Annotated in this window: 20 protein-coding genes; 11 read left to right on the top strand and 9 right to left on the bottom strand. The window is 67.1% G+C overall.

Annotated elements, in window-relative coordinates; genetic code table 11:
• The first annotated feature begins 17 nt into the window (after positions 1–17).
• From ACLBWH_RS11050 to ACLBWH_RS11040, 3 genes are all read left to right on the top strand, one after another.
• Positions 18–818 carry an SDR family oxidoreductase gene (locus tag ACLBWH_RS11050; RefSeq protein WP_322850243.1) on the top strand — a complete coding sequence of 267 codons (801 nt, stop codon included), beginning with the start codon at positions 18–20 and terminating at the stop codon, positions 816–818.
• Positions 811–2,634 carry a glycoside hydrolase family 15 protein gene (locus tag ACLBWH_RS11045; protein ID WP_447798773.1) on the top strand — a complete coding sequence of 608 codons (1,824 nt, stop codon included), beginning with the start codon at positions 811–813 and terminating at the stop codon, positions 2,632–2,634. Before ACLBWH_RS11050 ends, ACLBWH_RS11045 begins: the two co-directional genes overlap by 8 nt.
• A gap of 86 nt (positions 2,635–2,720) precedes the next feature.
• Positions 2,721–4,004, top strand: coding sequence for a hypothetical protein (locus ACLBWH_RS11040; RefSeq protein ID WP_447798771.1), 1,284 nt, complete (start codon positions 2,721–2,723; stop codon positions 4,002–4,004).
• On the opposite strand, the gene ACLBWH_RS11035 is transcribed toward ACLBWH_RS11040, so the two are convergent.
• Complete coding sequence (locus tag ACLBWH_RS11035; RefSeq protein WP_447798770.1) at positions 3,976–4,146, bottom strand: hypothetical protein; 171 nt, start codon at positions 4,144–4,146, stop codon at positions 3,976–3,978. The two genes, ACLBWH_RS11040 and ACLBWH_RS11035, sit on opposite strands and share 29 nt — an antisense overlap.
• Positions 4,147–4,202: 56 nt before the next feature.
• On the opposite strand from ACLBWH_RS11035, the gene ACLBWH_RS11030 reads away from it, so the two are divergent.
• Together ACLBWH_RS11030 and ACLBWH_RS11025 are read left to right on the top strand one after the other, a co-directional pair.
• On the top strand, positions 4,203–6,869 hold the full coding sequence (locus ACLBWH_RS11030) for a bifunctional [glutamine synthetase] adenylyltransferase/[glutamine synthetase]-adenylyl-L-tyrosine phosphorylase (protein WP_447798768.1): 2,667 nt from the start codon (positions 4,203–4,205) through the stop codon (positions 6,867–6,869).
• Positions 6,862–7,326, top strand: a complete 465-nt coding sequence (locus ACLBWH_RS11025; RefSeq protein ID WP_447798767.1) for a peroxiredoxin — start codon at positions 6,862–6,864, stop codon at positions 7,324–7,326. Before ACLBWH_RS11030 ends, ACLBWH_RS11025 begins: the two co-directional genes overlap by 8 nt.
• A 35-nt stretch (positions 7,327–7,361) precedes the next feature.
• Here the strand turns inward: ACLBWH_RS11025 and ACLBWH_RS11020 are convergent, their stop codons facing one another.
• On the bottom strand, positions 7,362–7,847 hold the full coding sequence (locus ACLBWH_RS11020) for a hypothetical protein (protein WP_447798765.1): 486 nt from the start codon (positions 7,845–7,847) through the stop codon (positions 7,362–7,364).
• A gap of 103 nt (positions 7,848–7,950) precedes the next feature.
• Between ACLBWH_RS11020 and ACLBWH_RS11015 the strand changes: the two genes are divergently transcribed.
• From ACLBWH_RS11015 to ACLBWH_RS10995, 5 genes are all read left to right on the top strand, one after another.
• Positions 7,951–9,231 carry a multidrug effflux MFS transporter gene (locus ACLBWH_RS11015; RefSeq protein ID WP_322850236.1) on the top strand — a complete coding sequence of 427 codons (1,281 nt, stop codon included), beginning with the start codon at positions 7,951–7,953 and terminating at the stop codon, positions 9,229–9,231.
• Between the two features lie 62 nt (positions 9,232–9,293).
• On the top strand, positions 9,294–9,635 hold the full coding sequence (locus ACLBWH_RS11010) for a DNA primase (protein WP_322850235.1): 342 nt from the start codon (positions 9,294–9,296) through the stop codon (positions 9,633–9,635).
• A gap of 91 nt (positions 9,636–9,726) precedes the next feature.
• On the top strand, positions 9,727–9,960 hold the full coding sequence (locus tag ACLBWH_RS11005) for a hypothetical protein (RefSeq protein ID WP_447798762.1): 234 nt from the start codon (positions 9,727–9,729) through the stop codon (positions 9,958–9,960).
• 268 nt (positions 9,961–10,228) lie between these two features.
• Positions 10,229–10,882: an outer membrane protein gene (locus tag ACLBWH_RS11000; protein ID WP_038663583.1), complete on the top strand. Its 654-nt coding sequence runs from the start codon at positions 10,229–10,231 to the stop codon at positions 10,880–10,882.
• Between the two features lie 105 nt (positions 10,883–10,987).
• The gene (locus tag ACLBWH_RS10995) at positions 10,988–11,323 is read left to right on the top strand and encodes an HNH endonuclease (protein WP_447798760.1); all 336 of its coding nucleotides are present in this window, start codon (positions 10,988–10,990) and stop codon (positions 11,321–11,323) included.
• A gap of 297 nt (positions 11,324–11,620) precedes the next feature.
• Here the strand turns inward: ACLBWH_RS10995 and ACLBWH_RS10990 are convergent, their stop codons facing one another.
• The 4 genes from ACLBWH_RS10990 to ACLBWH_RS10975 form a co-directional block, all read right to left on the bottom strand.
• Complete coding sequence (locus tag ACLBWH_RS10990) at positions 11,621–11,815, bottom strand: hypothetical protein (protein WP_447798758.1); 195 nt, start codon at positions 11,813–11,815, stop codon at positions 11,621–11,623.
• A 130-nt stretch (positions 11,816–11,945) separates the two neighbouring features.
• On the bottom strand, positions 11,946–13,346 hold the full coding sequence (locus ACLBWH_RS10985; protein ID WP_447798756.1) for a hypothetical protein: 1,401 nt from the start codon (positions 13,344–13,346) through the stop codon (positions 11,946–11,948).
• A 56-nt stretch (positions 13,347–13,402) separates the two neighbouring features.
• Positions 13,403–14,461: a ribonucleotide-diphosphate reductase subunit beta gene (locus ACLBWH_RS10980; protein ID WP_322850228.1), complete on the bottom strand. Its 1,059-nt coding sequence runs from the start codon at positions 14,459–14,461 to the stop codon at positions 13,403–13,405.
• A gap of 49 nt (positions 14,462–14,510) precedes the next feature.
• Entirely contained in the window at positions 14,511–14,711 is a 201-nt protein-coding gene (locus tag ACLBWH_RS10975) for a hypothetical protein (protein ID WP_322850227.1), read from the bottom strand.
• An 86-nt stretch (positions 14,712–14,797) separates the two neighbouring features.
• Here ACLBWH_RS10975 and ACLBWH_RS10970 point away from each other — a divergent pair, with 86 nt between their 5' ends.
• Entirely contained in the window at positions 14,798–15,049 is a 252-nt protein-coding gene (locus tag ACLBWH_RS10970) for a DUF2171 domain-containing protein (RefSeq protein WP_322850226.1), read from the top strand.
• A gap of 74 nt (positions 15,050–15,123) precedes the next feature.
• On the opposite strand, the gene ACLBWH_RS10965 is transcribed toward ACLBWH_RS10970, so the two are convergent.
• From ACLBWH_RS10965 to ACLBWH_RS10955, 3 genes are all read right to left on the bottom strand, one after another.
• Entirely contained in the window at positions 15,124–15,564 is a 441-nt protein-coding gene (locus ACLBWH_RS10965; RefSeq protein ID WP_447798754.1) for an endonuclease domain-containing protein, read from the bottom strand.
• Between the two features lie 144 nt (positions 15,565–15,708).
• Entirely contained in the window at positions 15,709–17,640 is a 1,932-nt protein-coding gene (locus tag ACLBWH_RS10960; RefSeq protein WP_322850224.1) for a ribonucleoside-diphosphate reductase subunit alpha, read from the bottom strand.
• Positions 17,641–18,038: 398 nt separating this feature from the next.
• A complete protein-coding gene (locus ACLBWH_RS10955; RefSeq protein WP_447798752.1) occupies positions 18,039–20,690 on the bottom strand; it encodes an EAL domain-containing protein in 2,652 nt (883 codons plus the stop codon).
• Positions 20,691–20,704 lie beyond the last annotated feature (14 nt).

Raw genomic sequence — 20,704 nt, 5'->3', positions numbered from 1 at the left:
CCATTGGAGATGCGTCCTTGTCCGTCCTTGCAGGTCATACTGCCATCGTCACCGGCGCCAGCTCGGGGATCGGCCATGCCGTCGCGGTGGGGCTCGCCGATGCCGGCGCAGCGGTCGTCGTCAACTATCGCTCCGACGAGGAGAGCGCCGAGGAACTGGCGCAGCGGATCACCGGCGCCGGCGGCAAGGCGATCGCGGTACAGGCCGACGTGTCGCAGGAGCCGGACGTCGCCCGCCTGTTCGACGCCGCGGCGGCCGCGTTCGGCCGGATCGACGTGCTCGTCTCCAATTCGGGCGTGCAGAAGGACGCGCCGGTCGCCGACCTGACGCTCGCCGACTGGAATACGGTCATCGACATCAACCTGACCGGCCAGTTCCTCTGCGCGCGCGAGGCGATCCGCCGCTTCCGCGCGCAGCCGCAGGACGGCCGGCCCGCACGCAGCGCCGGCACGATCATCGCGATGAGCTCTGTCCACGAGCTGATCCCCTGGGCCGGCCACGTCAATTACGCCACCGCCAAGGGCGGGGTGCGGATGCTGACGCGCACGCTGGCGCAGGAGGTCGCGGCGGACGGCATCCGCGTCAATGCGATCGCGCCCGGTGCGATCCGCACGCCGATCAACAAGGAGGCGTGGGAGACGGAGGCGGCATTGACCAAATTGCTGAAGCTGATCCCGTACGGCCGGATCGGCGAACCCGAGGACGTCGCGCGCGCCGCGGTGTGGCTCGCCTCCGATGCCGCCGACTACGTCACCGGCACCACCGTGTTCGTCGATGGCGGCATGTCGCTCTATCCCGAATTCCGCGACAATGGATGATGCGGGGGGCGGGCCGCTCCGGCGCATCGGCGATCACGGCATCATCGGCGACATGGAGACCGCGGCGCTGGTCGCCGCCGACGGGACGATCGACTATCTATGCTGGCCGTCGCTCGATAGCCCCAGCGTGTTCGCCGAGCTGCTCGACGCCGAGCGCGGCGGCGCGTTCGAGATCCGGCCGGCGCTCGACGCGGCCCGGGTAATCCAGATCTACGTGCCCGATACCAACGTGCTGACGACGCGCTGGATGGCGACGGACGGCAGCGTCGAGATCGTCGACCTGATGCCGCACCCCGACGCGCGCGTGCATCCGGAGCATCGGGCACGCTGCCTGATCCGCCGGGTCACGGTGACGCGCGGCACGGTCGCCTTCGCCGCACGCTGTCGGCCGCGCTTCGATTACGCCCGCGAGGTGCCGCAGGCGGCGGCGGCGGACGGCGGCGTGCGCTTTGTCGGCCGCGACCTGACGCTCCGCCTGCATGCCTCGGTGTCGCTGACCTGCGGCAACGGCACGGCGGACGCCGACTTCACCCTCGGCGAGGGCGAAAGCGCGTGGTTCGTGTTCGGCGAGGAGGCTCTGGAGCGTCCCGACGACGCGACCGTCGCCGCCGAGATCGCCGCGACCACGGCCGCCTGGCGCGGCTGGCTGTCGCGCACGAGCTATCGGGGTCGCTGGCGCGAGGAGATGATGCGCTCGGCGCTCGCCCTCAAGCTGCTCACCTCGAACCGCCACGGCTCGATCGCCGCGGCGGCGACCTTTTCGCTGCCCGAGGCGGTGGGGGCGGGGCGCAACTGGGATTATCGCGCGACCTGGATCCGTGACGCGTCGTTCACCGTCTACGCCTTCATGCGATTGGGCTTCATCGACGAGGCCGAGCATTTCCGCCGCTGGGCCAGCGAGCGGGTGATGGCCGCCGACCGCGAGCATCCGATCCGCATCATGTATGCGATCGACGGATCGGAGGCGGCGGACGAAGAGGAACTGCCGCATCTCGCCGGTTATGCCGACAGCAGGCCGGTGCGGATCGGCAACGGCGCCCACGCGCAGAGCCAGCTCGATATCTTCGGCGAGCTGATGGACAGCGTCTATCTTTCGAACAAATACGGCGCGGCGATCGATCACGCCGGCTGGCAGCACGTCCGCGGCGTCATCGACTATGTCATCGCCAATTGGGACCAGCCCGATGCCGGCATCTGGGAGATGCGCTCGGAACCGCGTCACTTCCTCCATTCGCGGCTGATGTGCTGGGTGGCGCTCGATCGCGCCATCCGGCTAGCCAAGAAGCGCTCGCTGCCCGCGCCGCTGGTCGCGTGGAGCGAGGCGCGCGACGCGATCGTCGAGGATATCTGGAGCAACTTCCGTCATCCCGACCACGGCTATTTCGTCCAGGATCGCGGCGGCACCGAACTCGACGCGGCGTTGCTGATGATGCCGCTGGTGCGGTTCGTCTCCTCGACCGATCCGGTATGGCTCAAGACGCTCGATGCGATCGGCACGCATCTGCGCGACGACGGCCTCGTCTATCGGTACCGCGGCGACGACGGGCTGGAGGGGACGGAAGGCGCGTTCACCACCTGCACCTTCTGGTACGCCGAATGCCTCGCGCGCGCCGGCCGGCTCGACGAGGCGCAGATGATCCTCGCCAAGGGCATCGCTTATGCCAACCCGCTCGGCCTGTTCTCGGAAGAACTCGACCTGCGCGGCGAGCCGATCGGCAATTTCCCACAGGCACTCACCCACCTCGCCTTCATCAGCGCCGCCTATTTCACCGACCGCCGCCTGGACCCGAGTTACCGGCCGAACTGGCAGCCGTAAGTTTTTTGCGTCGCCTGCGCATGATCATTCATCGACAAGCCAGTTTGTCGCCTTAGAAGGATCATGTGGGGCGATTTCGGCGGGTCTTGCTGTGGGCGTTTATGCTGGGGGCGGGTGGTCCTGCGGTGGCGCAGTCGCTCGCGCCGCCGCCACCGCCACCGGTTGTTGCCGCGGCGGCGGTGCAGTCGCCCGAGGCGGCGCGGGCGCAGGATGCGGCGGCGGTGGCCGAGCGGCTCGGCGTGACGGTGGAGGAGGCGATCCGCCATCTCCGCTTGCAGGAGGCGAGCGTGCCGGTGACCGATGCGATCGCCGATCGCTTCGCCGATCGGTTGACGGGAATCGCGGTCGAGCATCGCCCCGATTTCGAGATCGTCGTGACGCTGACCGGCGACGCGCCGGTCGCCGAACAGATCGTCGATCTGGACGGCAGTGCGGTGCGCGTGACCTTCCGGACCGGCGCGGCGGTCGATCATACCGGGCTGGTGCAGGCGATCACCGCCTATCAGGCGACGATCCGCGCTAGCCTGATCGCGCCGCCGGGCCTCGGCATCGACCAGCGTAGTGGTGAGCTGGTCGCGGTCGTCTCGGGTCGCGACGTGGCGCGCGAGGGCGCAGGGCCGCTCGCCGAGCGGCTTGCGGCGCTGACGCATGTGCCGGTGCGGCTGCGCGTGGTCGATCAGCCGGCGCTTGACATGGGGGGCATCCAGGGCGGCGCGCGGGTGGTCGGGCAGGTGCCGGGCGATACGCATCGCTATCTGTGCACCGCCGGTTTCGTCGTCACCGACGGCTTGCGCACCGGGCTCGCCACCGCGGCGCATTGTCCGGACGAACTGACCGGGCGCGACGCCGACGGGCACGAGCAGGCGCTGCCGTTCGTCGGGCAATGGGGCTGGGGGCATCAGGACGTGCAGATCAATGCGAGCGCGTCGCCGCTGGCGCCGCTGTTCTTCGCCGATACCGCCAAGACGATCAGCCGGCCGGTCGTCGGCGCGCGCGGGCGTGCGGGGATGCGCGCCGGCGACGTCGTCTGCCATCGCGGTGAGCGGACCGGCTATAGCTGCTCGCAGGTCGAGCTGACCGATTTCGCGCCGGCGGGCGATCTGTGCGGCGGCGCGTGCCTGCCGACGTGGACGACGGTGGCGGGGCCGGTGTGCAAGAGCGGCGACAGCGGCAGTCCGGTGTTCCTCGGCGATACCGCTTACGGCATCCTCAAGGGGGGCAGCTATCGGCCTGACGGCAGTTGTGCCTTCTATTTCTATATGTCGACGGACTACCTTCCCAGCGGCTGGCGGTTGCTGACGGCCAATCCCGCAGGGCACGAAACCATGCCGGCGCCGTCGCTTAGTGGGTTGGTCGGTCGAGTCGGTTGAGCAGCGCCTGCAGATCGTCGGGCATCGGCGTTTCGCCGAACACGCCGCGTAGCGCATTGCCCAGCGGGTCCGCCGGACGCGGAAGGCGGACGACATAGTCGCCGCTGCGGCCCTTCCCAGACGTGTGCATGGCGGTATTCATGAAGGCTAGAACGATCGTCCGGCGGAAACGTTGCGCCCGACAGCAAGGATGAGCCGATGCCGCCGCCCGTCACCGATGTTCTGGACCGCGCCCGCGCCAATGCGCCGTTCCTCGCGCTGTTGCTCGATCGCGAGCCGGTGCTGGCGGAGCGGCTCGCGGCGGGGCGGTTCGACCTCGGCTATACGACGGCGACGCCGGATATGGCGGTCGCGCGGCAGTTGCGCCTCGACCGGCGGGCGCTGGCGCTGACGGTCGCGATCGGCGACCTCGCCGGAATGATGGACCTCACCGCGGTGACGCAGGCGCTGAGCGACTTTGCCGACCGCGCGCTCGACCGCGCGATCCGCGCGGCGATCGAAGAGCGGACTCCCGGCGCCGAGCCGCGCGGCTTCGCGGCGATCGCGCTCGGCAAACAGGGCAGTCGCGAGCTCAATTATTCCTCCGACATCGATCCGATCCTGATCTTCGATCCGCGGACGCTGCCGCACCGGGCGCGCGAGGAGCCCGAGGCGGCGGCGGTGCGGATCGCCAAGCGCGTCGTCGAGCTGCTCCAGGCGCGCGACGGCGATGGCTATGTGCTGCGCGTCGACCTGCGGCTGCGGCCTTCGCCCGAGGCGACGCCGATCGCGTTGCCGGTCGACGGCGCGATCGGTTACTATGAATCGCAGGCGCTGACCTGGGAGCGGGCGGCGTTCATCCGGGCGCGGGCGGCGGCGGGTGACCTCGAACTCGGCCGGTATTTCCTCGACGCGATCCGGCCTTTCGTCTGGCGGCGCGGGCTGGATTTCGGCGCGATCGGCGAGATCCGCGACCTCTCTCGACGCATCCGCGACCATTATGCGAGCGGTCAGGCGTTCGGTCCCGGCTACGACCTCAAGCGCGGGCGCGGCGGCATCCGCGAGGCGGAGTTCTTCGCGCAGATCCACCAGCTCATCCATGGCGGCCGCGACCCGGCATTGCGCGCGCCGGCGACGCGCGATGCGCTTGCCCGGCTCGCCGAGGCGGGGTGGATCGGCGCGGACGAGGCGGCGGCGCTGACCAGCTCTTATGCCTTGCTGCGGACGATCGAGCATCGCGTCCAGATGATCGACGATCGCCAGACGCATAGCCTGCCGACCGGCGACGCGCTCGACCGGGTGGCGCGATTGCACGGACTGGACGAGGGCGGCGCGCTGATCGACCTGCTGCGCGGGCCGGTGGAGCGGGCGGGGCGTATCTACGACGCGCTCGACGACGGGCGCGAGACGGGCCTGCCGCACGAGCCGCAGGCGCTCGCCGAACGGCTGCGCGAGGCGGGCTTTCCCGACGGCGAGGCGGCGGCCGTGCGGATCGCGGGCTGGCGCGCCGGCCGCTATCCTGCGCTGCGCAGCCCGGCGGCGCGCGCGGCGCTGGAGGCGGTGCTGCCGGTGCTGATGCCCGCGCTTGCCGGTGCGCCCGATCCCGCCGCGGCGCTGCTGCGGCTCGACGTGTTGCTCGAACGGCTGGCGAGCGCGATCAACATCCTGCGACTGCTCGAGGCGCGGCCCGGCCTGGCGAGTTTGCTCGCGACGATCCTCAGCCATGCCGCGCCGCTCGCCGAGGCGCTGGCGACGCGGCCCGAGCTGATCGACTGGCTGATCGATCCCGGCGCGTTCGAGCCGCTCGGCGACGTCGCGACGCTCGCCGCCGAGATGACGCGCGGCGAGGGGCGCGACTATCAGGCGCTGCTCGATCATGTCCGCCGCATCGTCGGCGAGAAACGCTTCGCTCTGGGATCGCAGGTGGTGGCGGGGGCGGCCGATCCGCTGGATGCGGCGGCGGGCTATGCGCGGCTCGCCGAAGCAGCGATCGCGGTGCTCGCCGAGGCGACCGTCGCCGAATTCGCGCAGGCGCATGGCCGGGTGCCGGGCAGCGAGCTGCTGATCCTCGCCTTCGGACGGCTCGGCGGCGGCGCGCTGACGCATGCCAGCGACCTCGACCTCGTCTATCTGTTCACCGGCGATTTCACCGCGGAATCGGATGGCGCGAAGCCGCTGGGCGCGACGCTTTACTACAATCGTCTGGCGCAGCGGGTGACCGCGGCGCTGTCGGTGCCGACCGCGGCAGGGCCGCTCTATCCGGTCGACACGCGGCTGCGGCCGTCGGGGACGCAGGGGCCGCTGGTCGTGTCGCTCGATTCCTTCGCGCGGTATCAGCGCGAGGAGGCGTGGACCTGGGAGCATATGGCGCTGACCCGTGCGCGGCCGGTGTTCGGATCGGCGGCGGCGCGGGCGGCGGCGGCGGCGGTGGTCGCCGAGGTGCTCGCCGGCGCGCGACCGGCGCGCGATCTCGCCGGCGAGGCGGTGGCGATGCGCGCCGAGATGGCGCGGCACAAGCCGCCGACCGGACCGCTCGACGCCAAGCTGCTGCCGGGCGGGCTGGTCGATCTGGAATTCACCGTGCATCTGACGCAGCTGCGGCATCGCACCGGGCTCGATCCGCATCTCGACACGGCGATCGCCGCGCTGGTGGGCGAGGGGCTGTTGCCCGCCGGGCTGGCGGCGGCGAACGATCTGCTGACGCGGTTGCTGGTCGTGCTGCGCCTCGTCGCGCCGGATGCCGCCGAGCCGCCGCCGGCGACGCGCGAGCTGATCGCGCGGGCGCTACGCCGGGAGGATTGGGCCGCGGTGCTTGCCGCGCTGACCGCGACGCGGCAGGAGGTCGGGGCGGCATGGACCCACGCGACAGGAGACGGACATGGATGACGGCGCGACGATCCCGGCGGTGACGGTGATCGCCCCCGACGGCTCGCCGGTGCGGCTGGACGCGCTGGCGTTGCCGGCGGTGATCTATTTCTATCCCAAGGACGATACGTCCGGGTGCACGCGGGAGGCACAGGACTTTTCGGCGCTGTCGGCGGATTTCGCGGCGGCCGGGGTGAGCGTGCTCGGGATCAGCAAGGACCCGCCCGCCAAGCATGGCAAGTTCATCGCCAAATACGACCTCACCGTCGGACTGGCGAGCGACGAGGACGGCAGCGCCTGCGATGCATTCGGCGTGTGGGGCGAGAAGCAGACGTACGGCAAGACCTATATGGGGATCGAGCGGGCGACTTTCCTGTTCGGTGCCGACGGCCGGCTGGCGCAGGCGTGGCGCAAGGTGAAGGTGCCCGGCCATGCCGAGGCGGTGCTGGTGGCGGCGCGGGAGCGTAGCGCAACCTGATCCCTCCCCCGCTAACGCAGGGGAGGAATTGGCGGTCAGCTCCCCACCATGATCGTGCCCTTGGCGCGGGCGCCGTCGTTGGCGAGGTCGAGGTGGAAGGGCTGGTGGTCGTCGGTGGTGCCGGTGAGGCCGGCGCCGTCCTGCTTGAGCGTGAAGCCGGCCTTGGCGAGCCGGTCTTGGAACCAGCCGCGGACCTGATCGGCGGGGGCGGGGCTGGTGAAGCGGACGCGCAGGCTGCCCGCCTCGTCCTTGCCGGCGACGTCGAGCTTGTCGATCGTCGAGCCGGGATAGAGGTGGACGCCGTTGAGATCGAAATTGTCGGCGTCGAGCTGGATTTTGGGCAGCTTGATCTGGCCGGAGAAGCCGGGGACGGCGATCTTCACCTGACCCGACTTGGCGTCGACCGCGCCGAGGACGTTGCCGCCGTCGGCGTTGATCGACACCGACGTGCCCTCGCCCGAACGGTCGCAGGCGGTGAGCGGCAACGCAAGCAAAGCGGCGCAAAGCAGCAGGCGGGTCATGGCTAGCCTCGTGTGTTGATCGGGCAATACACGTAGGCCGTCGCGCGGCGGCGATCAAGCAGGGTTCCGAGGGCTGCCGCTTGCGGGTAGGGGAGGCGCCATCGTGACCCGCTCCATCCCCACCTCCGCGCCGGCGCTCGACGGCGCTGCCCCTGCTCCTGCCCCTTATGTCGCCGGCGAGCCGGCGGGCGCGCCGATCGGCTTCGTCGAGTTCGTCGCCTTGGTCGCGGCGCTGATGTCGCTCGCCGCGCTCGGCATCGATTCGATGCTGCCCGCGCTGCCGGCGATCGGGCGGTCGCTGGGCATCGCCACCGAGAACCAGCGGCAGTTCATCGTCACCGCCTTCGTGCTCGGCTTCGGCATCGCGCAGCTCGCGCACGGGCCGCTCGCCGACCGGTTCGGGCGGCGGACGGTGCTGTTGTGGGCGATCGGCGGCTATGTGATCGCCAACATCGCCTGCGCGGTGTCGGCGAGCTTCGTGCTGCTGCTCGCCGCGCGGGTGTTCGGCGGGGCGATGGTCGCCGCGACCCGCGTCGCCACCGTCGCGATGGTGCGCGACTGCTATCACGGCCGGCCGATGGCGCGGGTGATGTCGATCGCGTTCATGGTGTTCATGATCGTCCCCGTGCTCGCCCCCGCGTTCGGCCAGACGGTGCTGCTGTTCGCCAATTGGCGCGGCATCTTCTGGGTCGTCGCCGGGCTGAGCCTGGTGATCTGGACGTGGTTCTTCGTGCGCATGCCCGAGACGCTCCACCCCGATGCGCAGCAGCCGCTGTCGGTGCGGCGCGTCGCCGGCGGGTGGAAGCAGACGCTGAGCGATCGCTGGTCGCTGGGCTATACGCTCGCCTCGACCTCGCTGATGGGGGCGCTCTACGGCTATCTCAATTCCGTCCAGCAGATCATGTTCGATACGTTCCGGCACCCGCAGCTGCTCGCGGTGATGTTCGCGGTGACCGCGGCGCTGATGGCGGGTGCCAATCTGACCAACGCGCGGCTGGTGATGCGGCTCGGCACGCGGCTGATCAGCCACAGCGCGGTGATCGGGCTGGTCGTGCTGAGCGCGATCCATCTCGCCGTCGCGCTCGCCGGTTACGAGACGCTGGTCGGCTTCGTCGTCCTCCAGGCGCTGACGATGGGCTGTTTCGGGCTCGCCACCTCCAATTTCTCGTCAATGGCGATGGAGAATATGGGCGGCATCGCCGGCACCGCCTCCAGCGTCCAGGGCTTCACCAGCGTCACCTTCGGCGCGGTGATCGGCGTCGTCATCGGCCAGGCGTTCGACGGCAGCACCGCGCCGCTCGCCGCGGGCTTCCTGATCTGCGGCGTGGTCGCGCTGAGCGTCGTCGCGGTCACCGAGCGCGGCCGGCTGTTCCGCGCCGCCTGACCGACATGGCGGAACCGCCGCCGCCCCCCGCCGTTCGCACCGGGTAACACGAGGAGGTTTCGATGGGTGGACATCAGGTCACGGGTCATGGTTCGGGCGACGACGGCTATGACGAAGAGGGCTATGACGAGAGCCAGCGCGCCGAGATCCTGGAGGCGACGCGCAACGGCCCCAGCGACGGGCTGGTGCTGACCGACCTCAACCCCGATCTCGGCGACGACGACGAGGAGGACGAGCCGATCGACGAGCTCGACATGGATTCGGAAGAGGTCGGCGAGAGCGACCCGACCGTCGATATGGACGAGGCCGACATCGACGAGGACGACGCCCAGGACGATTTCGATGCCGGCACCACGCCGGACGAGGATCTGGACGACGCCGACGACGTGGCGTTGCGCCCCTGACCCCGAGCCGGCATCTTTCCCCAGTGCCTGCGCCGGGGGAACGATGCCGGCGGGGCGGCGTTGGCGGTCCCCCTGAGTAATCGGACGAGTTATGCGTATCCTGCTGCTGCTGCCCCTGTCGGGGGCGATGAGCCTGACCGCCTGTTCGCGCCCGGCGGCCCATCAGCCCGGCAATGCGGTCGACGTCGAAGCGGCGGCGTCGCGGGCGCAATCCGACATCGCCAATTACGCCGCCGGTAGCGGCCATCGTACCGTACGGACGGCGGCGCGGCCGTCGCCGCGGCCGAGTGGGGCGCTGGCCAAAATAGCGCCGCGCGCGCCCTGACCGGATCGACTGTGCTCCCGGCCTTCGCACTGGCGGGATGAACGCGCGCGCGCCCGCGCCGGGCCGCCGTCGACCCGCCGCCGCAGAACGCCGTGGGTTCGTTCATCCGGGTGACAGGAAGTGTGACGCGAAAGCCACAGCGGCGGACGTTCCCGCCAAAAGTGACTTCGCGGTGCAACAAAGGTCCAAAATCGCAGTTTGGACGGACCTGGGTTGCACGACGCTGCGGTGTCGTCGCCCGAGTTGAGGCAACACAAGGTACATTCATATGCGTAAGCTCGCCCTCGCGGCCGCCGTTGCGGCAGCGTCCTTCGCCGTCCCCGCCTTCGCGCAGGACATGTCGACCACCGGCACGACCGACACGACCGTCGCCACCGACGCGCAGGTCGACACCGCGCCCAAGGCTCCGGACGGCACGCGCGCATTCGGCATCGAGCCCTATGTCGCCGTGATGGGCGGCTGGGAGCAGTTCGACCGCCAAGCCGTCGCCGGCATCCCCGCGCAGCCCAAGGGCTACAACCTCGACGGCGCGCTGGTCGAAGGCATCGTCGGCTTCAACGTGCCGCTCGGCCCGGTGTTCGTCGGCGCCGAAGGTGCGGTCGCCAAGGGCGTGTCGGGTGACATCGACTGGCAGTATGGCGCATACGGCCGCTTCGGCTTCCGCGCCGGCGACAGCGGCCTGTTCTACGGCAAGGTCGGCTACCGCTGGAACAACTTCGACAAGTTCGCTCCGGGCGTGGCCGGCGACCTGAACCGCGACTATCACGCGACCGTGTACGGCATCGGCGCCGAAGTCGGCCCGAAGGACATCGGCCTCGGCGGCCTGACCGGCAATTCGGGCCTGCGCCTGCGTATGGAGGTTTCGACCTTCGACGACGCGCACAGCTTCCGCCCGATGGCGGGTGTGGTCGCACACTTCTAATCGTTCGACGGAACGGTTCGAACGGGGCGGGTCTGCTGATGCAGGCCCGCCCTTTTTCGTTGTGGCGGCGGTGGTTGCCCGCCGGCGCCTGCCTATATCGGCGACATGGTCGGACGGGTGAAGCGCAAGGCGGGACTGGCGGAGGCCGAGGCGCGCGCCGCGCGCGAGGCGCCGTCGCCGCCTTGCCCGATCTGCGGCCGGCCGCTCGGCGCCAAGGTGGAATGGCACCATCTCGTCCCCAAATCCGAAGGCGGGCGCGTCACCGCCGCGGTCCATCCGATCTGCCACCGCACCGTCCATGCGCTGATTCCGAATGCCGATCTGGCGCGGACCTATGCCGATCCGGCCGCGCTCGCCGCGCATCCGGGGATCGCGCGCTTCGCCCGCTGGATCGCCGACAAGCCCGCCGACTTCCACGCACCGACCCGCCGCAGCCGCTGAGCGTGCTGGAGGGGCATAGCGTGGCCGTTCAGGTGGTTGGACGCCGAACATGGACAAGTTGGACACCTTAATCGAAACGATCGCCTCCCATCGTTTCCGTTTCTGCACCAATGGCAAAGAGCGTCGCGTTGCCCGGCATTGGCGATCGGCGAGGACGGCAGCCTAGCCGGCGGCGATGCGTGTAGGACAGCGCGGATCGGCATGGCGGGAGGATCGGCGTGCGTTCAATGGCTTGGCGGCGTTATGGACGGAGGCCGGGGGATCGCGATCCTATTGCGACGCGGCGGCGCGCGCGACTCACTCGCCGATAAGGTTGGCGACCGCGGCGAGATCGGCGGCATTGGCGACGTCTCCCGACGCGTCGGTGATCGCGGTGTTGCCGTCGGCGCTGTTCGATGCGGATCCGGCATAATCGACCGCCGCCCAGACGATCCCCCCGGCCCAGAGCAGCGCCGCCCAGCGGCTGCGGAAGATGCGCGGGGTGGGGAGCATAATTGCTCTGTAACGGCAGGGCGTTGCCGCCGGGTTGCGCAACAGGGTTAAGCGCGACGCGCAGACTTGACGTTGGTCAGCGAGCTGGGATTTTGCGTGGAACGAGACAATGGTGGGGTAAGGCGCGAGGTTATGCTTTACTAGCTGAAGCGCGAATTTTTGCGTCGATTAGGATAAGTTCTGGGGCCGAACCTAGAGCGGCGATTTGTGCTAAACGGGCAGCTTCGACCTGATGAAATCTTTTGCCCATTCCACCTACGTCTAAGACAATATATTTGCTTGCAACGGCTTTCTCGGTGGAATTGTATATTTGGATTTGCTTAGTATAGCCCTGCAGCATTTTCGGATTTTTTGATAGTTTTAGTTCGACCAAAACTCGATCGTTGGCGCCGGTCGAAAATTTAAAGTCGACCGGTCCGCGTCCGGTATCTGCTTCGGGGGTAATATCAAGGTTATTAGCTTCGCAATATGACAGGGCAGTCATATAGAATAAGCGTTGTGCCGCCTTTTCCACTCGTGGCTGGCCATTTTCCGTATGGAACTCCCGCCATAAGTCTCTATTTTCAACTAAGTGTTGAAATTGAGATACGATCTTATCGACGATATCTATCGTTGAAGCGGCGTTATTAACTATCGGCCTCTGGATAGGAAAAGGGTGTTGCGTAATAAGCCGGTCAGCGAACGTTCTCCAGACAAACTCACCTAGTCTATCATTAACAAAATCATATGGCTTTCCATCCATGCCATGGATCATGTCCAGCAGGTCGCCGAATGCCTCTTTGCCAGAAATTGCCCACTGCTTCAGATGTGATTTGCTTTCCAGAGTCTTTCTAGACCACAAGCTGGATACGCTAGAATTTAGGCTGTCACGAAAGCGTTTATTATCTTCGCTGACAGTTTGAATGCCCGCCCAATCTAATGCTACGGGAAGTTCTCGCAAAACGTCAAGAGGCATAAGAATAACTGGAATGCGGCGATTCTGAAACAAGGGATTAACGGCAAAATGGCCTTCATATCGAAGGCCATTTTTTAGCATGATGTCAAAGTGTTCTGTTGGAACATTAATAGCGTTATATATTCGTGAATTGAATTTTGCGATTTCTCCAAAACATACATTGGTGAACATGTCACCAATCATATCTGGCCCGAAATCTTCTTCAAATAAACCAACCGCCATGAATAAGTCGGGATCATCAATGCCCATCTGTGCGACCTGAAGACCAGTTGTGGCTAGCCTTCCTGTCATTTTCGGGCCGGAACCCGATCCCGAAATGGAGCCTGAGCCGTAGCCTAAGCATGTGCCTTGTATCTCAGGAAATGAAAGTCTTTGAAACGCCGCCTTCCAAGCGGCGTGGTCTTTTTGACCGTTGCTATGCAGGAGAAGACGTCTAACCTGTTCGAAATAATTATCGAATGTCGTTCGCGCTTCCCGCATCTCAGAATGATCGCTGGCATCAAGCAAAATCGGATCAGGAAACAATTTCGTGTCAATGTTGAGCGTTGGGTCAAAGACGCCGGCAGCTGCTAACACTGACGGGCTAACGCCGAAGTGCTTACTGAAGAGATGAGGCTTGATACCGCTTTGTTTCACTCCGCCGCGACGCCAGCTTGCGAGAACATATCCCCGCTGGCCTCGCCTGCATCCTCGTTCGCCGGGCGGCCGATCTTCGCCTTCTGGCGCTTGTCGAACGAATCCCAGACGTCGTTCCACTGGCCCTTGGTCGCGGCCTTCGAATATTCGGTCGCGCGCTGTTCGAAGAAATTGGCGTGCTCGACGCCGTTCAGCATCGGCGCCAGCCACGGCAGCGGGTGTTCGTCGATCATGTAGATCGGCTTGAGGCCGAGCTGCCCCATCCGCCAGTCGGCGATATAGCGGATGTACTTCTTGATCTCCTTGGGTGTCATGCCGTTGACCGGGCCCATCTCGAACGCGAGGTCGATGAAATTGTCCTCGAGCCGGATCGTCGTCTGGCAGACGTCGGCGATGTCGTCCTTCACCGCCTTGGTCAGGCACTGGCGCTCGTGGCAGAAGGTGTGGAACATCTTGATGATGCCCTCGCAATGCAGGCTCTCGTCGCGGATCGACCAGGTGACGATCTGGCCCATGCCCTTCATCTTGTTGAAGCGCGGGAAGTTCATCAGCATCGCGAAGCTGGCGAAGAGCTGCACGCCCTCGGTGAAGCCGCCGAACATGGCGAGCGTGCGCGCGATGTCCTCGTCGCTGTCGACGCCGAAGTTCTGCATGTAGTCATGCTTCTCCTTCATCTCGGCATATTCGAGGAAGGCGCCATATTCGCTCTCGGGCATGCCGATCGTGTCGAGCAGATGGCTGTAGGCGGCGATGTGCACCGTCTCCATGTTGCTGAACGAGGTCAGCATCATCTTGATCTCGGTCGGCTTGAACACGCGGCCGTATTTCTCGTGGTAGCAATCCTGCACCTCGACGTCGGCCTGGGTGAAGAAGCGGAAGATCTGGGTCAGCAAATTGCGCTCGTGATCGGTCAGCTTCTGCGCCCAGTCGCGGCAATCCTCGCCGAGCGGGACCTCCTCGGGGAGCCAGTGCAGCTGCTGCTGGCGCTTCCAGAATTCGAACGCCCAGGGGTATTCGAACGGCTTGTACTGCTTCGATGCGTGAAGGAGGGACATGGGGGCTACTCCGTGGGATCTGTAGAAATAGGGTGTGTTGCGAAAGAGGTTAGGGCTGGCCGCTCCATTGCCACATCGCATGCGCCGAAAAGGCGAGGACGATGGCGAGGCTGACGGCCATGATGCCGGCCATGCGGTAGACGTAGACGCGCGCCGGCCCCTGCGGGCGGCGCAGCTCGAACAGCATCCACGCGCCGCCGAGGCCGAACACCGCGGCGACCGCGAACATGATGAGGCTCTGCAGCGGCATCAGCGCGGGTATCCGGGGTTTGCGCGCGATGCATCCAATTCGGGATCGGCTCGTTGGACCGCCGAACCCCTTGCAGGAGCATTGTCATGCACGATCACAGCAACATCAAAGAGCATATGAAGGTCATCGGCGCCGACGGCGTCCATGTCGGCACCGTCGACCACGTCCAGGGCGAGCGCATCAAGCTCACCAAGAACGATTCGCCGAGCACCCAGGACGGGCAGGGCGGCAAGCACCATTACCTGCCGGCCGGCCTCGTCGCCGAGATCGAGGGCGATACGGTGCGGCTGAGCGCGACCGCCGCCAATGCGGTGGACATGTTCGAAGAGGCGGAGTGATCCGCACTTTCCCTCTCCCAGCGGGAGAGGGAGGGAGCCGCCGCTAGGCGGCGGAAGGGTGAGGGCGGTGCCGGTCATGCGGTGCCGCCCTTTTCTTGTGCGTGGTCACCCTCATCCTTCCCAAACGGCTTTGCCGTGCGGGGCGCCGTGCACCCAACGCTCTTCTCCCGGAGGAAAAGGGAGATTTGAGTCAGAACGCCGTCGAGGTTCGTCATCACATCAGGGTTGGCGAAGCGGATCACGGAAAAGCCTTGGCGTTGGATGAAGCGGGTACGGATGGCGTCGGCTTCCGGCGTGTCGGCGTGGGTGTCGCCGTCGACCTCGATGACGAGACGTTCGGAGAAGCACAGGATGTCGGCACGGTAAGGTCCGATGGGTGTCTGATGGCGCCATTTCAGCGCCGGAAAGGCCTCGCGCAATCCATACAACAGACGACGCTCGGGTTCCGATGCGGCACGGCGGAGTTGCCGGGCATGCTGGACCGTACCGGAAGGTTGGTTTTTGTAGAGACGCATCTCACCCTCACCCTTCCGCCGCTGCGCGGCTCCCTCCCTCTCCCGATGGGAGAGGGAATGGTGGCCGCCTCACCCCTCTCCCTCCGGGAGAGGGAGGGGCCCGCCCGAAGCAGTCGGGTGGGAAGGTGAGGGCGACCTATGCGTTTACTGACACGCCAGACATTCGTCATAATCCGTCGTCTCGCCGATCTCGAACTTGGGTGCGGCGATCGTATTGTCCGCCTCGACCCCGCCCGACCCTGCGAAACCCGCGCGCTGTACCGACTTGGAGCGCAGGTAATAGAGCGACTTGATGCCCAATTCCCAGGCGCGGAAGTGGAGCATCAGCAGGTCCCACTTTTCGACGTCGGCGGGGATGAACAGGTTCAGCGACTGCGCCTGGTCGATATAGGGCGTGCGGTCGCCGGCGAGTTCGAGCAGCCAGCGCTGGTCGATCTCGAAGCTGGTCTTGTAGCAATCCTTCTCCTCGGTCGACAGGAAGTCGAGGTGCTGGACCGACCCGCCGTGTTCGAGGATCGAACTCCACACCGCCTCGCTGTTCTTCGATTTCTCGATGAGCAGCTTTTCGAGATAGGGGTTCTTGACCGAGAAGCTGCCCGACAGCGTCTTGTGCGTGTAGATGTTCGCCGGGATCGGCTCGATGCACGCGCTGGTGCCGCCGCAGATGATGCTGATCGACGCGGTCGGCGCGATCGCCATCTTGCAGCTGAACCGCTCCATCGCGCCGGTGTCGGCGGCGTCGGGGCAGGGGCCGCGCTCGATCGCGAGCTGCATCGAGGCTTCGTCGGCCTGACCCTTGATGTGCTTGAACATCCTCAGGTTCCACGACTTCGCCATCGCCCCCTCGAACGGCAGGCCGCGCGCCTGGAGGAAGGAGTGGAAGCCCATCACGCCGAGCCCGACCGAACGTTCGCGGCCCGCGCTATAGGCGGCGCGCTCCATGCCCGGCTCGTGGCGCTCGATATAGTCCTGCAGGACGTTGTCGAGGAAGCGCATCACGTCCTCGATGAAGCCTTTCTCGTCCTTCCACTGGTCCCACGTCTCGAGGTTGAGGCTCGACAGGCAGCAGACCGCGGTACGGTCGTTGCCGAGATGGTCGACGCCGGTCGGCAGCGTGATCTCGCTGCACAGGTTCGAGGTCGACACCTTGAGGCCCAGCTCGCGGTGATGCTTGGGCATGTTCGAATTCACGTGGTCGGCGAAGACGATATAGGGCTCGCCGGTCTGCAGACGGGTCTCGACCAGCTTCTGGAACAGCGAGCGCGCGTCGACCGTCTGGCGGATCGTCTGATCCTTGGGGCTGCGCAGGTGCCATTCCTCGCCGTTGCGCACCGCCTCCATGAACGCGTCGGTGATGAGCACGCCGTGGTGGAGGTTGAGCGCCTTGCGGTTGAAGTCGCCGCTCGGCTTGCGGATCTCGAGGAACTCCTCGATCTCCGGGTGGCTGATGTCGAGATAGCAGGCGGCCGAACCGCGGCGCAGCGAACCCTGCGAGATCGCGAGCGTCAGGCTGTCCATCACGCGGACGAAGGGGATGATGCCGCTGGTCTTGCCGTTGAGGCCGACCGGCTCGCCGATGCCGCGCACGTTGCCCCAATAGGTGCCGATGCCGCCGCCGCGGCTGGCGAGCCAGACGTTCTCGTTCCAGGTGTCGACGATGCCGTTGAGGCTGTCGGGGACCGAGTTGAGATAGCAAGAGATCGGCAGGCCGCGCCCGGTGCCGCCGTTGGACAGCACCGGCGTCGCCGGCATGAACCACAGACGCGAGATATAATCGTACAGGCGCTGCGCATGCGCGGCATCGTCGGCATAGGCCGAGGCGACGCGGACGAAGAGGTCCTGATAGCTTTCGCCCGGCAGCAGATAGCGGTCGTTGAGCGTCTCCTTGCCGAAGTCGGTGAGGAGCGCGTCGCGGCTATGGTCGACCTCGACCGGATAGGGGCGCGCGCGGACCGCCTTGCTGCCGGTGCCGACCGCCTCGGTCGCGGGGGAGGCGGTGGTGGTGCCGGTTTCGCCCATCGTCGCTTCGATCGTGTCGCTGGTCATTGCTTCACCCTGCGTGTCCCTGAAATCCATCGAAACCGATCCTTCGTTCTCTAAGTGTTCGAATCGGCGGCGCATTTTCTTGTACCACCAAGGCGGCCCGAGGAAGAGAACAAAATGAGCACATCGCGATGCCGCGGCTTGCCCGGTGTCGATGCCCGATATGGGGATCGACGGTGTTCTCTACCAGCAATTGGGTCCGCCCCCGAACTCAACCCCCACAAGTTGTGGCAAACCGGCGCGGCAGGCAAGGGGGTAATGCGGCGGAGCGAGGCCGGTTCCACCCCGCCGCTGCGCCCCGGCGGCGGGCGATGCCGCACGACGCGCGGACTTCCGCGGGTTACGGAAAGCGCAAGGGAACGATGCGGGAACGAAAATTTTTAGTCGGCCGATTCCGGACATGAATCGCGGGAGTCGTGGGTGTGACGGACCTATGTCGCGCGGCGGGCGATGCGGCCGGGCTGGGGTTGCTGGAGACGATCGAGGTTGAAGCTTTCGGCGAAATGCAGCCCCGCCTTGCCATCCTGCGCCCAGGCGACGCGCGCGGCGAACATCTGGTTCTCGACCAGTTCGATCAGCACGTCGAGCCCGACCGCCTCGTCGTCGATCGCGACGCCGTCGATCATCGCGCCGCTCGCCGAGATGTTGCGGATGCGCACGTCGCCCTGCGTGCGGCCGACCGCGAGCCGCGCCGAGCGCAGCATCTTGGTGCGCGGCGCGCGGCTGACCTTGTGGCCGACCGGCGCGGCCTGCACCGCGCCGCCGAGCTGCGTCACCACATCCGCATCGGCGATGCCGGCGCCGTAGACGAAGCCCTGGATATGGCTGCAACCCAGCGCGCGGACGAGTTCGATCTCGTCCTGGATCTCGACGCCCTCCGCGGTCGTCTCCATGTCGAGCGTGTCGGCGAGCGTGACGATGGCGCGGATGATCGCCGCGTTGCGGTTGCCCGGCTGCGCGGCGCCGCGGACGAAGCTCTGGTCGATCTTGATCTTGTCGAACGGCGCGGTGCGCAGATAGCCGAGGCTGGAATAGCCGGTGCCGAAATCGTCGAGCGCGAGGCGGACGCCGAGTGCCTTCAGCGACCGGAACATCGCATCGGTGGCGCCGGATTCGTCGAGGAACACGCCCTCGGTGATCTCCAGCTCGAGCCGCGAGGCGGGCAGGCCGCTGCGCGCCAGCGCCGAGGTGACGATCGCCGGGAAGGCGGGGTTGGCGAACTGGATCGGCGAGACGTTGACCGCGACCCGCACCGCGCGCGGCCAGCGCGCCGCGGCGTCGCAGGCGGTGCGCAGCACCCATTCGCCCAGCGCCTCGATCAGCCCGCATTCCTCCGCCACCGGAATGAAATCGGCGGGCGAGATGCGGCCGCGCACCGGATGCTGCCAGCGCAGCAGCGCCTCGTAGCCGGTGATCGCCTCGGTCGCGGTCGAGACCACGGGCTGATAATGAAGGTGGAAGCCGCCCTCCGCCAGCGCGGTGCGCATGTCGTCCTCCAGCGCCTTGCGGCTCTTCGCCCCCGACAGCATCTCCTCGGAGAAGAAGCGGTGGACGCCGCGGCCGTCGGCCTTGGCGGCATAAAGCGCGAGATCGGCGTTGCGGACCAGCTCCTCGGCATTGTCGCCGTGCTGGGGGGCGATGGCGATGCCGATCGAACAGCCGATCGTCACCGTCGCGCCGGCGATGAAATAGGGCTGCGACAGCGAGGCGATCAGCTCCCTGGCGAGCGTCGTCAGCGTGTCGCGATGGTCGATCGCGGGCAGCAGCACCTTGAATTCGTCGCCGCCCAGCCGGCCGACCAGCCCGACCGCACCGACGCCGCGTTCGAGCCGCTGCGCCACCTGCTTGAGCAACGCGTCGCCGGCCTGGTGGCCGAGCGTGTCGTTGACCGCCTTGAACCGGTCGAGGTCCATCAGGAACAGCGAGGCGGGGCGCAGCACGCCGCCCTGCGGTTGCAGCGTCTTGTCGAGGCTCTGGCGCATGCGCTGGCGGTTGGCGAGGCCGGTGAGGCCGTCGAACAGCGCGAGGCGGGTGATCTCGGCATCCGACTTGCGCTTCTCGGTGAGGTCGCTGCCCGAGCCGATGAAGCCCTGGAAGCGGCCGAGATCGTCGATCACCGGCCGGCCCGAGATCGACCACCAGCGATCGGGCTCGGCGCCGTCGGCGCTGCCGGTGGCGCAGACGGTGTAATCGGCGAACGAGGTGCGCGACGAGATGTGGAAGGCGAGCGTGCGCTCGGTGCCCGGCGAGGCGCTGTCCATCCGGAACACGTCGGTGAGCAGGCAGCCGATGGGATCGCGATAATGCGGGGCGAGCGCCGCGGCGACCTTGGCGGACAGATAGGTGATACGGCCCTGGCGGTCGGCTTCCCAGAACCAGCCGGTGCCATGGCCTTCGAATTCGGCGATCATCTTGACCGCGAGGCTGCCCTCGCGCGCGGCGGAGACGCGGCGCTGCACCGCGAGGCCGTCGAGCCGGGCGAGCCGCGCGGTGGCGACCGCGAGGCAGAAGAGGAAGGCGAGCGCGACCAGCGCCGGCAGCACGCTGTCGGACAGCAGCGCCAGCATCAGCACCAGCCCGGCACCGAAGCCGAGCGTCGCGGCGCGGACCGGGTGGAGGGCGATGCTGGTCATGCCGATCGCGCCGGCGAGGCCGACGAAGCAGCCGAGCTGGACCGGGCTGATCGGCAGCCGCGTCGACGCCCAGAGCAGCCAGAGCAAGGCGGCGGCGGTGACGGTGGCGCTCGCGACGAGGCAGCGGGTGCGGACGTGCGGCGGCCAGCCGCGCGGTCGCGACGCGGCGAGCACCGCATAGACGGCGAGCGAGGGCAGCAGCAGCGCCGCGATCGCGACGACGATGCCGACCGGCGCGCCGTTGCTCGCGACATCGCCGAGTGCGGCCCCCAGCAGCACCGCGCTGGCGATTCCCTGCGCGGCGAGCGCGAACGGCCAGATCGTGCGGACATGCGCGAGATGGCCGGCGTGCATCTGTGCTTCGTGATCGCTCTGCTCGCTGCCCAGGCCGAGCAGGCGCAGCACCGGGACGGCGGGGGGCTGATCGGGCGTGGGGGAGGGTAGCGACATGGCGCGGGAAATAA

The organism is Sphingomonas sp. M6A6_1c, assembly GCF_053345135.1.
The sequence above is the reverse complement of the archived record's forward strand: the minus strand, read 5'-3'. Positions and strand labels throughout refer to the sequence as shown.